Genomic DNA, 12,589 nt, shown 5'->3' on the forward strand with positions numbered 1-12,589 from the left:
ATCCAGCCCATTGCTCAACTGCCGCAAAAACCAACGAGTCATCCTAGCACAGCTTGTAAGGACAAAGGGCCAGGCGACAATTGAGAGTTTTTCAGGTTGTGCGCCAACACCTCCGATGAGCTGACGGCGGCTTGCAATTCATCGACAAAAAACGAAAATGAATTCCATCATACGGAAAAAGGAATCTCACCCATGGCCACCCCTGCTCCCGCCAAGCGCGGCAAGAAGCCCCGCGCAGCAGCCCCCGCCGCCAGTGCGGCGACCGGTCAGGTACAATCGTTGACCCGTGGCCTGAAACTGTTGGAATACATTTCGGAAGCCCAGGGCAACGTGGCGCTGACCGATCTGGCCCAGCAGGCCGGCCTGCCGAATTCCACTACTCACCGCCTGCTCACCACCATGCAGCAGCAGGGATTCGTGCGCCAGGTCGGCGATCTCGGCCTGTGGACCATCGGCTCGCACGCCTTTGTGGTCGGCAGCAGCTTCCTGCAAAGCCGCAACCTGCTGGCGATGGTGCATCCGACTCTGCGCCGCCTGATGGAGGAGTCCGGCGAAACCGTCAACCTGGCGGTGCTGGATACCAGCGAGTACCAGGCGATCATCATCGATCAGGTGCAGTGCACGGCGCTGATGCGCATGTCGGCGCCGATCGGCGGCAAACTGCCGATGCACGCCTCCGGCGCCGGCAAAGCGTTCCTCGCCACCCTGCCGGACGATCAGGTGACCAAACTGCTGCACAAGAAAGGCATGCACACCTACACGCCGCATACCCTGACGCCACACAACCTGAAAGAGGGGCTGGCGCAGATCCGCAAACAGGGCTTCTCCTTTGACGACGAAGAGCACGCGCTCGGCCTGCGCTGCGTGGCGGCCTGCATCTTCGACGAGCACCGCGAAGCCTTCGCCGCCATTTCCATCTCCGGCCCGGTGTCGCGCATCACCGACGATCGCGTGATCGAGCTGGGCGCGCTGGTGATCCACGCGGCGAAAGAGATCAGCCTGGCCTACGGCGGCGTGCGCTAATCCCGCCCATCCGAGGGGCGCCCCAGCGCGCCCCAGCTCCCCTGCCATGCTCTGTTGTCAGCATGTAACAGGCTGTCGGCATCCTATTTAGCACACAGGCAAAAAGCTTGAAGCCGATCACAGTTAACGATCCTCACGGCGAAAGCCCATTGCAACCGCTCAAACTTCCTTCGACAATGTTACCGATAACATGTTACCGGTAACAATCAGACTGAACGAAGGTAACGTCACCCGGTGTTTTGGAGCCAAACCATGACCAACAATCAAAATCGCATTTACGTCGTTATGGGCGTTTCCGGCAGCGGCAAGTCCGCCGTCGCCGCCGCCGCGGCCCGCCAACTCTCCGCCGGCTTCCTCGACGGCGACTTCCTGCACCCGCGCAGCAATATCCTGAAGATGGCCGCCGGCGAGGCGTTGAACGACGACGATCGCGCGCCGTGGCTGGCCGCGCTCAACGACGCCGCCTTCGCCATGCAGCGCACCAACAACGTGTCGATCATCGTCTGTTCGGCGTTGAAAAAGCAGTATCGCGACCGCCTGCGCGCCGGCAACGGCAACCTGTCATTCATCTATCTGCACGGTGAGTTCCCGGTGATCGAATCCCGCCTGGCGGCGCGCAACGGCCACTTCTTCAAGCCGCAGATGCTGGTCACCCAGTTCGCCGCGCTGGAGCAACCGGGCGCCGACGAGAACGACGTGATGGCGATCGACATCAATCAGCCGCTGGACGCGGTGATCGCCGATACCGTGCGCCATATCCAGAGCTTCCTGCCGCAGGACGTGTGCGCGTGAGTACCGTAACGCTGGTCGGTACCGCAGTCGGCTCGGTTTTACTGCTGTTATTCCTGGTGATGAAAGCGCGCATGCACGCCTTCGTCGCGCTGATGCTGGTGTCCATCGCCGCCGGCATTTTCTCCGGCATGCCGCTGGAACACATCGCCGACACCATGCAAAAAGGCATGGGCGACACGCTGGGCTTCCTGGCGATCGTGGTGGCGCTCGGGGCGATGTTCGGCAAGATCCTGCATGAGGTCGGCGCGCTCGATCAAATTGCGGCGCAATTGCTGAAACGATTCGGACAAAGCAAGGCGCACTACGCGCTCGGCATCGCCGGCCTGATCTGCGCGCTGCCGCTGTTCTTCGACGTGGCGGTGGTGCTGCTGATCGGCATCGTGTTCGCCGTGGCGCGCCGCACCGACGGCAATATCGTCAAGCTGGCCATCCCGCTGTTCGCCGGTGTGGCCGCTGCCGCCTCCTTCCTGCTGCCGGGGCCGGTGCCGATGCTGCTGGCATCGCAGATGAAGGCCGATTTCGGCTGGATGATCGCCATCGGCCTGGTGGCGGCCGTGCTCGGCATGCTGATCGCCGGCCCGCTTTACGGCAGCTTTATCAGCCGCTTCGTCAACTGGCCAATGCCGCCGGAAGAGAACGAGCCGACGCTGACCAAGGGCAATCTGCCGTCGTTCGGCTTCAGCCTGGCGCTGGTGCTGTGCCCGCTGGTACTGGTCGGCATGAAGACTATCGGCGCGCGGCTGGTCACCCCGGGTTCGCAGCTGCAGCAGTGGCTGGAGTTTATCGGCCACCCGTTCACCGCCATTCTGCTGGCCTGCCTGATCGTGATTTACGGTCTGGCGAAACCGCGCGGCATGAGCAACGAACAGACCCTGGCCATCTGCTCCGCCGCCGTGCAGCCGGCCGGAATCATCCTGCTGATGACCGGCGCCGGCGGGGTGTTCAAGCAGATCCTGGTGGATTCCGGTGTAGGGCCGGCGCTGGGTGACGCCATGATCGGCGCCGGCCTGCCGATCGCCGTGGCCGCCTTCGCGCTGTCCGCCATGGTGCGGGTGATCCAGGGCTCGGCCACCGTCGCCTGCCTGACCACCGTCGGCCTGGTGCTGCCGGTCACCAGCCAGCTCGGGCTGAACGGCGGGCAGTTGGCCGCGCTGGCCATCTGCATCGCCGGTGGCTCCATCGTGCTGAGCCACGTCAACGACGCCGGTTTCTGGCTGTTCGGCAAATTCACCGGCGCCAACGAACTGCAAACGCTGAAAACCTGGACGGTGATGGAAACCATTCTGGGCAGCGTCGGCGGCGCCATCGGCATGATTGCATTCACGATGTTTTAAATCCTGAATCGCCCCCGGCCTTGCACACCAGGGCTGCAAATCACCCCCGGGGGCACCGCCACAGGCGGCGACTATAACAACAGCAATGTGAGGAAGGCATGATTAATCCAACCTTGTCCCGTGTCACACAGCGCATCATCGACCGTTCCCAGGCCAGCCGCGCCGCCTATCTGGCGCGTATCGAGGCGGCCCGCGCCCAAACCGTCCACCGCGCGCAGCTCGCCTGCGGCAACCTGGCCCACGGCTTCGCCGCCTGTCAGCCTGATGACAAGGCGTCGCTGAAAAACATGGTGCGCAGCGATATCGCCATCATCACCGCCTATAACGACATGCTGTCGGCCCACCAGCCGTACGAACACTACCCGCAGCGGCTGAAGCAGGCGCTGAAAGCGGTCGGCGCCGTAGGCCAGGTGGCCGGCGGCGTGCCGGCGATGTGCGACGGCGTGACGCAGGGGCAGGACGGCATGGAGCTGTCGCTGATGAGCCGTGACGTGATCGCCATGTCGGCCGCCGTCGGCCTGTCGCACAATATGTTCGACGGCGCGCTGTTCCTCGGCATCTGCGACAAGATCGTGCCGGGGCTGGTGATGGCCGCCCTCTCCTTCGGCCACCTGCCCGCGCTGTTCGTGCCGGCCGGCCCGATGAGCAGCGGCCTGCCGAACAAGGAAAAAGTGCGCGTGCGCCAGCTGTACGCCGAGGGCAAGGCCGACCGTTTGGCGCTGCTGGAGGCCGAGGCGGCCTCTTATCACGGCATCGGCACCTGCACCTTCTATGGCACCGCCAACACCAACCAGATGGTGATGGAAGTGATGGGTCTGCATCTGCCGGGCGCCTCCTTCGTCCATCCGGACACGCCGCTGCGCGACGCGCTGAACGACGCCGCCGCGCGCCAGGTGACCCGACTGACCGATACCGCCGGCAACTACCTGCCGATCGGCTGCCTGGTGGACGAGAAAGTGGTGGTGAACGGCATCGTCTCGCTGCTGGCCACCGGCGGCTCCACCAACCTGACCATGCATCTGGTGGCGATGGCGCGGGCGGCGGGCATCATCATCACCTGGGACGATTTCTCGGAGCTGTCGGAGGCGGTGCCGCTGCTGTGCCGCATCTACCCGAACGGCCCGGCCGACATCAACCAATTCCAGGCCGCCGGCGGCGTGCCGCTGGTGGTGCGCGAACTGCTGCAACACGGCCTGCTGCACGAAGACGTGCACACCGTGGCCGGTTTCGGCCTGCGCCGCTACACCCAGGAACCGTGGCTGGACAACGGCCAATTGGTATGGCGCGAAGGCGTGGCCGGCTCGCTCGACGCCAGCGTGATCGCCAGCGTGGCCCAGCCGTTCGAACATCATGGCGGCACCAAAGTGATGGCCGGCAATCTGGGCCGCGCGGTGATGAAAACCTCGGCGGTGCCCGCCGATAACCAGATCATCGAAGCGCCGGCGGTGGTGTTCGACAGCCAGCACGATATCGTGCCGGCGTTCGAAGCCGGCAAGCTGGATCGCGATTGCGTGGTGGTGGTGCGCTTCCAGGGGCCGCAGGCCAATGGCATGCCGGAGCTGCACAAGCTGATGCCGCCGCTGGGCGTGCTGATGGATCGCGGTTTCAAAGTGGCGCTGGTGACCGACGGCCGCCTGTCCGGCGCCTCCGGCAAGGTGCCTTCCGCCATCCACGTCACCCCGGAAGCCTATAGCGGCGGCCTGCTGGCGAAAGTGCGCGACGGCGATCCGATCCGCGTCAACGGCCGCAGCGGCGAGCTGCAGGTGCTGGTCGACGCCGACGAGCTGGCGCGGCGCACGCCATGCCAACCCGATCTGAGCGCGGAACACATCGGCTGCGGCCGCGAGCTGTTCGGCGCGCTGCGCAGCCAGCTGTCAGGCGCCGAGCAGGGCGCCTGCTGCATCAAATTTTAATCGATAGCCTGGCCGCATCGCCGCCTGGCGGCGGCCACAGAGGAGAACGTCAGCATGAACAAGTGGACAACAAGCGCCGAGCAGATCCTGACGGCGGGGCCGGTGGTGCCGGTCATCGTGATCAACAAGCTGGAACATGCGGTGCCGTTGGCGAAAGCGCTGGTCGCCGGTGGCGTACGGGTGCTGGAGGTGACGCTGCGCACCGCCTGCGCCATGGACGCCATTCGCGCCATCGCTCAAGAGGTGCCGGAAGCGATCATCGGCGCCGGTACGGTGATCAATCCGCAGCAGCTGCGGGAAGTGACCGAAGCCGGCGCGCAGTTCGCCATCAGCCCAGGATTGACCGACGAGCTGCTCAAGGCGGCCACCGCCGGGTCCATTCCGCTGATTCCGGGCATCAGCACCGTTTCCGAACTGATGCAGGGCATGGATTACGGCCTGCGCGAGTTTAAATTCTTCCCGGCGGAAGCCAACGGCGGCGTAAAAGCGCTGCAGGCGATCGGCGGCCCGTTCCCGCAGGTGCGTTTCTGCCCGACCGGCGGCATCTCGCCGGACAATTACCGCAGCTATCTGGCGCTGAAAAGCGTGCTGTGCATCGGCGGCTCCTGGCTGGTGCCGGCGGACGCACTCGAAAGCGGCGACTACGCGCGCATTACCGAACTGGCGCGCGCCGCCGTCGCGGGCGCCCAGGCCTGATTTACATCGCAGCGGTGGCGGCCGGCAGCGCCGCCCCGCTGCGCTGGCTGAACCGCTGCTTCTTGCGATAAGCAAATACGTCTTCCACATGCCCTTCGCGGATGCGCTGCTGCAACCCGCGCCAATACTCCGCGGTAAACAGATCGCTGTGCAACTCTTCAAACACCTGCCGAATGCGCCGATCGCCGCACAGGAAGTGGCGGAACTCTTCCGGGAACACATCGTTGGGCGCGATGCTGTACCACGGCTCGCTGGCCAGCTCGTCCTCCGGATAACGCGGCGGCGGAATGTCGCGGAAGTTGACCTCGGTCATGTAGCAAATTTCGTCGTAGTCGTAGAACACCACCCGCCCGTGGCGCGTCACGCCGAAGTTCTTGAACAGCATGTCGCCGGGGAAAATATTGGCAGCGGCCAACTGCTTGATCGCGTTGCCGTACTCTTCAATCGCATCGCGCATTTGCTGGTCGTTGGCCTGCTCCAGATACAGGTTCAGCGGCGTCATGCGCCGTTCCATATACAAATGTTTGATCACGATGCGATCGCCGAGATCTTCCAGCTTGCCCGGCACTTCACGCCGCAGCTCCGCCAACAGCTCAGGGCTGAGACGCGCCTTGTCGACGACGAAATTTTCGTACTCCTGGGTATCCGCCATGCGCCCGACGCGATCGTGCTCTTTCACCAGCTGATAGCAAGCCATCACCTGCGCCTGCGTCACCTCTTTCTGCGGGGCGAACTCATCCTTGATCACTTTAAACACCCGATCGAAGGACGGCAGGGTGAACACCAGCATCACCATGCCTTTCACGCCCGGCGCGATGATGAACTGTTCCTGTGAGTGCGCCATAAAGGTCAGGTATTCGCGATAGCATTCGGTTTTACCGTGCTTCTGGCAGCCGATCGCCATGTACAGCTCGGCGGTGGTTTTGCCCGGCAGGATCTCGCGCAGCCACTCCACCATCGCCGCCGGCAGCGGCGCGTAGACCATGAAATAAGAGCGGGCGAAGCCGAAGACAATGCTGGCCTCGGCCTTTCCGGTCAGGCAGGCATCGATAAACAGCGCGCCCGACTCGCTGTGGTGGATCGGGAGCAAGAACGGATAAACACCGTCGGCCAGGCGCAGCTTGCCGACCAGCCAGGCGGCCTTGTTGCGATAGAACAGTTCGTTGGCTATCTGGAAGGTTGCGCCCGCCAGCTGCGGTGCGCTGAAGGCGCGTTGCAGCGCCTGAGTGATGTCGCGAATATCGCGCGCCAAGTCCTCCCACGGCAGCCGCAGCGGCAGATCGCTCAGCACGCTGCGCAGCATCGCCGGCAGATCGCCATTGGGGGTAAAATCGCGCGCCAGCGGACGCGGTATGTCGCGAAAGCGCCGTTCCGGCTGCGAACTGAAGACGAACAGCTTGTCCGGCGTCAGATCGCGGTGCTTGAACAGCCGGCAATAGACCGAGTTAAAGAAGCTTTCGGCGATCTCGAAACGCGGATAGTCCGGCAGCAGGTCGATATAAACCGCTTTAACCCGGCTGGGGAAGTCGGCATCGAAGTATTTCTGCCCGGTGATGCATTTGAGCTGCTCCACCACCAGGCCGACGTGATGGTCATACAGATGGATGCGCTTTTTCATCGCCTGCTGCACCGCCGGCCAGTCCGCCTGCTCGAAGCGCTGCTGCGCGCCGGCGGTCACTTCCAGAAAGCGGCCGTACTGCGCATCGAAGCCCTGCAGGATCGTCTGTGCGATCAACAACTCCAGTTTTGCCGCCATCCTTACCCCCGCCAGAAAAAGAAGCCTGCGCATGCAGGCTCCGGGTGAAACGTCTTCAAGCTTGCCGCATCAGAACTGCTGTTCTTCCGTCGAACCGGTCAGCGCGGTGACCGAAGAGGCGCCGCCCTGAATGACGGTGGTGACCTTGTCGAAGTAGCCGGTACCCACCTCCTGCTGGTGCGACGCGAAGGTGTAACCGCGATCCACCGCGGCGAACTCCGCCTGCTGCACCTTCTCGACGTAGTGTTTCATCCCCTCGCCCTGCGCATAGGCGTGCGCCAGGTCGAACATGTTGAACCACATGCTGTGGATGCCCGCCAGCGTGATGAACTGATACTTGTAGCCCATGTCCGACAGCGCCTGCTGGAAGCGGGCGATGGTCTGGTCGTCGAGGTTCTTCTTCCAGTTGAACGATGGCGAGCAGTTGTAGGCCAGCAGCTTGCCCGGGTATTTGGCGTGGATGGCGTCGGCGAAGCGCTGGGCGGCATCCAGATCCGGCGTTGAGGTTTCACACCACACCATATCCGCGTAAGGGGCATAGGCCAGGCCGCGGCTGATCGCCTGCTCGACGCCGGCATGGGTGCGGAAGAAGCCTTCCGCCGTACGCTCGCCGGTGACAAAGGCACTGTCATACGGATCGCAGTCAGAGGTCAGCAGGTCGGCCGCGTCGGCGTCGGTGCGGGCGATCACCAGCGTCGGCACGCCGAGCACGTCGGCCGCCAGGCGCGCGGCGACCAGTTTCTGGATCGCTTCTTGCGTCGGCACCAGCACTTTGCCGCCCATATGGCCGCATTTCTTCACCGCCGCCAGCTGATCTTCGAAGTGCACCCCGGCGGCTCCGGCGGTAATCATCGCTTTCATCAGCTCAAAGGCGTTCAACACGCCGCCGAAGCCGGCTTCCGCATCGGCGACGATCGGCAGGAAATAATCGGTGTACCCTTTGCTGCCCGGCTCAATCTGGTTCGCCCATTGGATCTGATCGGCACGGCGGAAGGTGTTGTTGATGCGCTCGACCACCTTCGGCACCGAGTCCACCGGATACAGCGATTGGTCAGGGTACATGGCCGCCGCGCTGTTGGCGTCGGCCGCCACCTGCCAACCGGACAAGTAGATGGCCTCGACGCCGGCTTTGGCCTGCTGCAGCGCCTGGCCGCCGGTCAGCGCGCCCAGGCAGTTCACGTAGCCTTTGCGCGCCTTGCCGTTCAACAATGCCCACAGTTTGGCGGCGCCGTTTTGCGCCAGGGTGCATTCCGGGTTGACCGAACCGCGCAGGTTGATCACGTCTTCGGCGCTATAGGGGCGGGTAATGCCTTCCCAACGGGCCGATTTCCATTCCTGTTCCAGCTGCTGGATCTGTTGAGAGCGAGAGGTAGACATAATTTTTATCCTTTCAGTCATGTAGGGTTGATTAGGAAAATTCAGGCCAGCAGCTCATAGCCGGGCAGCGTCAGGAAATCGATTAATTCATCTTGCGTGGTGATGCGCTCCATCAGGCGCGCCGCCTCTTCGAACCGGCCGGCGTTAAAGCGCGCTTCCCCTACTTCTTCACGCACCACCAACATCTCTTCTTGCAGCATCTGGCGGAACAGCGCCTTGGTGACCGGGCGCCCGTCGTTCAGGCTCTTCTCGTGGTGGATCCACTGCCAGATAGACGTGCGGGAGATCTCCGCCGTCGCCGCATCCTCCATCAAACCGTAAATAGGTACGCAGCCGTTGCCGGAGATCCAGGCTTCAATGTACTGCACCGCCACGCGGATATTGGCGCGCATCCCTGCTTCGGTGCGTTCGCCGTCGCACGGTTCCAGCAGCTGTGCGGCGCTGATCGGCGCATCCTGCTCACGCAGCACGTCCAGCTGGTTTTGACGATCGCCCAATGCGTTGCCGAACACCTCCATCACCGTGTCCGCCAAGCCCGGGTGCGCCACCCAGGTGCCGTCGTGGCCATTGTTGGCCTCCAGCTCTTTGTCCGCCCGTACCTTGTTCAGCACCCAGGCGTTTTTTTCGGCGTCTTTGCTCGGGATAAACGCCGCCATGCCGCCCATGGCGAACGCGCCGCGCTTATGACAGGTTTTGATCAACAGGCGCGAATAGGCGCTGAGGAAAGGTTTTTCCATGGTCACCGACTGACGATCCGGCAGCACGCGATCGCCGTGGTTCTTCAGCGTTTTGATGTAGCTGAAGATGTAATCCCAACGGCCGCAGTTCAGACCGACGATGTGATCGCGCAGGTGGTAGAGGATCTCGTCCATCTGGAACACCGCCGGCAAGGTTTCGATCAGCACGGTCGCCTTGATGGTGCCGCGCGGCAGATCGAAACGATCCTCGGTAAAGCTGAAGACATCGCTCCACCAGGCAGCTTCCTCCCAGGACTGGGTTTTCGGCAGATAGAAATACGGGCCGCTGCCCTTGGCCAACAGCTGGCGATAGTTGTGGTAGAAGTACAGCGCGAAATCGAACAGGCCGCCGGGGATGGCTTCATCACGCCACAAGACGTGTTTCTCCGGCAGGTGCAAGCCGCGCACGCGAGCGATCAACACCGCCGGATTCGGTTTCAGCTGGTAGATCTTGCCGGCTTCATTGGTGTAAGAGATGGTGCCGTTAACCGCATCGTGCAGGTTGATTTGACCGTCGATGACTTTGTCCCAGCTTGGCGCCAGCGAGTCTTCGAAGTCCGCCATAAACACTTTTACGTTGGCGTTCAGCGCATTGATCACCATCTTGCGCTCGACCGGCCCGGTGATCTCGACCCTGCGGTCACGCAGGTCTTGCGGAATGCCGCGGATTTGCCAGTCACCTTCACGAATGGAAGCGGTTTCCGAAATAAATCCCGGCAGTTCACCGCGATCGATATTTTGTTGCCAGCGGACACGCGCCGCCAGCAGCTCGTTGCGCCGCGGCGTGAATTTTCCCACCAGGTCCGCCAGGAATTCAACCGCTTCATCCGTTAACACCTGGCGCTCCGCTGCGGCGAAACCCTGCGTAAACCTTAATTCCGTGCCTGCTATCTGTTGCGTCATGACCTTGCTCCTTCCCATCGTTGCGCCCGCGCGACCGGCGCATTTTCATCAGAAATCACTGTGGATCAGGGCGGATGAAACGATCCTCAACTGGTCAGATCTCATCCCGATAGCTCTAAGAATACTCAACAAAAAATAAAAATCAAAAACCATTTCCATTTTATTATCAAATATTTTATTAACACTTTATTATCAATTGGTTAGACAAAATAACAACAATGACAGGTAAGGAAACTGGTTCCAATAATTTAATAAAGACGCGCTAACGCCTTGTCGTGAAATGGTTTTTTGGATAAAAGGACGGATAAAAAGAGGATCGTGCAGAGGATGAGCAGTGCGGCGGCCTCGATTCAGCCGCCGGCAGGCAGAAAAGATCAGTCGAGCGTCGGATTCATATGGCGCAGATCGTAAGGCGTGATCTGGTAGACGTAATAGTTGAGCCAATTGGAAAACAGCAGGTGGCCATGGCTGCGCCAGGTGGCTTTCGGTATCAGTGCGGGGTTGTCATCGGGGAAGTAGTTGAGCGGTACGGCAGGATCGAGGCCAGCTTCGTTGTCGCGACAATACTCTCCCGCCAGCGTCATTGTATCGTATTCCGGATGGCCGGTGACGAACGCCAGGCGCTTATCCCTGCTGGCGAACAGGTAGGCGCCGGCCTGCTCGGATTCGGCCAGGATGTCCAGGTCGGTATATTGGCGAATCACCTCGGTCGGGAAATCGGCATAGCGTGAATGCGGCGCCAGGAAGCTTTCGTCGAAGCCGCGCGTCAGCAACGCATGCTGCTGTAGCGTTTGGTGCGGATAAACCCCGGAGAGCTTCACCTCGCGCGTCATCTTGGGAATGCCGTACAGAATATTCAACGCCGCCTGTACCGCCCAGCACACGAACAGCGTGGAGGTAACGTGGTTCTTAGCCCAGTCGATCACCCGTTCGATCTGCGGCCAGTAGGCAACATCGCAGAAATCGACCAGCCCCAGCGGCGCGCCAGTGACGATCAAACCATCGAAGTTCTCATTCTGAATATCCTCGAAGTCGCAGTAGAAGTTATTCAGATGCTCGGCCGGCGTATTCTTCGATTCGCGGCTGTCGATGCGCAGCAGCTGGATATCAATCTGCAGCGGCGAGTTGGAAAGCAGGCGCAGAAACTGGTTTTCCGTTTCGATCTTCTTTGGCATCAGGTTAAGGATCAGCACTTTCAGCGGCCTGATTTCCTGTGTTTTTGCCCGCGAGGATGTCATCACGAAGACATTCTCACCGCGCAAGAAATTGACCGCAGGTAACTCATCAGGAACACGAATCGGCATTGCTTAACCCTCACACATCCATTTATACGTTTAGACTTCTAGATGCCCGAAGATAGCGTTTTTTTCCGTCGCTGTCGAGCATTCAGCGGAAAGGTGAAAATGTTTCATTGCGCGAACTGCGTCAGGATCTTTGGCAGGGAGGATGAGAGGTACTGAAAGCAAAAAGGCCATCCTTTCGGATGGCCTCTTGGCTTATTTGGTGCTTGGCAGTGTCCTACAGTATTCGTCTCATCCTGAGACTCTCCCCTGCGGGGCCGCCGCAAGCGGCGTTAAGGCCCGTTCCCGACGGGCCTTTCGCATGCCCATGCTCGAGCAGAACACCAAATAACAGACAAAACAAAAAGCCCCATGCTTTCGCATGAGGCTTGTTGTTTTATTTGATGCTTGGCAGTGTCCTACTCTCGCATGGGGAGACCCCACACTACCATCGGCGCTACGGCGTTTCACTTCTGAGTTCGGCATGGGGTCAGGTGGGACCACCGCGCTATTGCCGCCAAGCAAATTCTTTTTTTCTGCCGAACTTCTAAACCCACTTTAAATAAAGTGGTGCTGATACCCAGAGTCGAACTGGGGACCTCACCCTTACCAAGGGTGCGCTCTACCAACTGAGCCATATCAGCACGCTTAATTTGATGCCTGGCAGTGTCCTACTCTCGCATGGGGAGACCCCACACTACCATCGGCGCTACGGCGTTTCACTTCTGAGTTCGGCATGGGGTCAGGTGGGACCACCGCGCTATTGCCGCCAGGCAAA

9 protein-coding genes, 1 tRNA gene and 2 rRNA genes are annotated in these 12,589 nt (G+C 61.2%); 5 read left to right on the plus strand and 7 right to left on the minus strand.

Annotated elements, in window-relative coordinates; all coding sequences use genetic code 11:
* Positions 1 to 192 precede the first annotated feature (192 nt).
* The 5 genes from iclR (at position 193) to BVU99_RS02000 (ending at position 5,758) form a co-directional block, all read left to right on the plus strand.
* Positions 193 to 1,023 carry a glyoxylate bypass operon transcriptional repressor IclR gene (gene iclR, locus BVU99_RS01980; protein WP_004936648.1) on the plus strand — a complete coding sequence of 277 codons (831 nt, stop codon included), beginning with the start codon at positions 193 to 195 and terminating at the stop codon, positions 1,021 to 1,023.
* Positions 1,024 to 1,275: 252 nt separating this feature from the next.
* Complete coding sequence (gntK, locus tag BVU99_RS01985) at positions 1,276 to 1,815, plus strand: gluconokinase (RefSeq protein ID WP_004936645.1); 540 nt, start codon at positions 1,276 to 1,278, stop codon at positions 1,813 to 1,815.
* Positions 1,812 to 3,149 carry a gluconate transporter gene (gene gntU / locus BVU99_RS01990; protein WP_099816678.1) on the plus strand — a complete coding sequence of 446 codons (1,338 nt, stop codon included), beginning with the start codon at positions 1,812 to 1,814 and terminating at the stop codon, positions 3,147 to 3,149. The genes gntK and gntU overlap by 4 nt, the downstream gene beginning before the upstream one ends.
* Positions 3,150 to 3,247: 98 nt before the next feature.
* The gene (gene edd, locus BVU99_RS01995) at positions 3,248 to 5,062 is read left to right on the plus strand and encodes a phosphogluconate dehydratase (RefSeq protein ID WP_099816675.1); all 1,815 of its coding nucleotides are present in this window, start codon (positions 3,248 to 3,250) and stop codon (positions 5,060 to 5,062) included.
* A 54-nt stretch (positions 5,063 to 5,116) separates the two neighbouring features.
* A complete protein-coding gene (locus BVU99_RS02000; protein WP_025304481.1) occupies positions 5,117 to 5,758 on the plus strand; it encodes a bifunctional 4-hydroxy-2-oxoglutarate aldolase/2-dehydro-3-deoxy-phosphogluconate aldolase in 642 nt (213 codons plus the stop codon).
* A 1-nt stretch (position 5,759) separates the two neighbouring features.
* Here the strand turns inward: BVU99_RS02000 and aceK are convergent, their stop codons facing one another.
* The 7 genes from aceK to rrf (BVU99_RS02040) all read right to left on the minus strand — a co-directional run bounded on the left by aceK (position 5,760) and on the right by rrf (BVU99_RS02040) (position 12,585).
* On the minus strand, positions 5,760 to 7,514 hold the full coding sequence (gene aceK / locus BVU99_RS02005) for a bifunctional isocitrate dehydrogenase kinase/phosphatase (RefSeq protein WP_049296302.1): 1,755 nt from the start codon (positions 7,512 to 7,514) through the stop codon (positions 5,760 to 5,762).
* Positions 7,515 to 7,583: 69 nt separating this feature from the next.
* Complete coding sequence (gene aceA / locus BVU99_RS02010; RefSeq protein WP_025304483.1) at positions 7,584 to 8,891, minus strand: isocitrate lyase; 1,308 nt, start codon at positions 8,889 to 8,891, stop codon at positions 7,584 to 7,586.
* A gap of 41 nt (positions 8,892 to 8,932) precedes the next feature.
* Positions 8,933 to 10,531, minus strand: a complete 1,599-nt coding sequence (gene aceB / locus BVU99_RS02015; RefSeq protein WP_025304484.1) for a malate synthase A — start codon at positions 10,529 to 10,531, stop codon at positions 8,933 to 8,935.
* Positions 10,532 to 10,905: 374 nt separating this feature from the next.
* Entirely contained in the window at positions 10,906 to 11,835 is a 930-nt protein-coding gene (metA, locus tag BVU99_RS02020) for a homoserine O-succinyltransferase (RefSeq protein WP_025304485.1), read from the minus strand.
* Positions 11,836 to 12,217: 382 nt separating this feature from the next.
* Positions 12,218 to 12,333, minus strand: a 5S ribosomal RNA gene (rrf, locus tag BVU99_RS02030).
* Positions 12,334 to 12,379: 46 nt separating this feature from the next.
* Positions 12,380 to 12,455: transfer RNA gene (locus BVU99_RS02035), tRNA-Thr, on the minus strand.
* Positions 12,456 to 12,469: 14 nt separating this feature from the next.
* A 5S ribosomal RNA gene (gene rrf / locus BVU99_RS02040) occupies positions 12,470 to 12,585 on the minus strand.
* Positions 12,586 to 12,589: the final 4 nt, after the last annotated feature.

The organism is Serratia sp. OLAL2 (assembly GCF_002752475.1).
Classification (GTDB): Bacteria; Pseudomonadota; Gammaproteobacteria; order Enterobacterales; family Enterobacteriaceae; genus Serratia; species Serratia bockelmannii.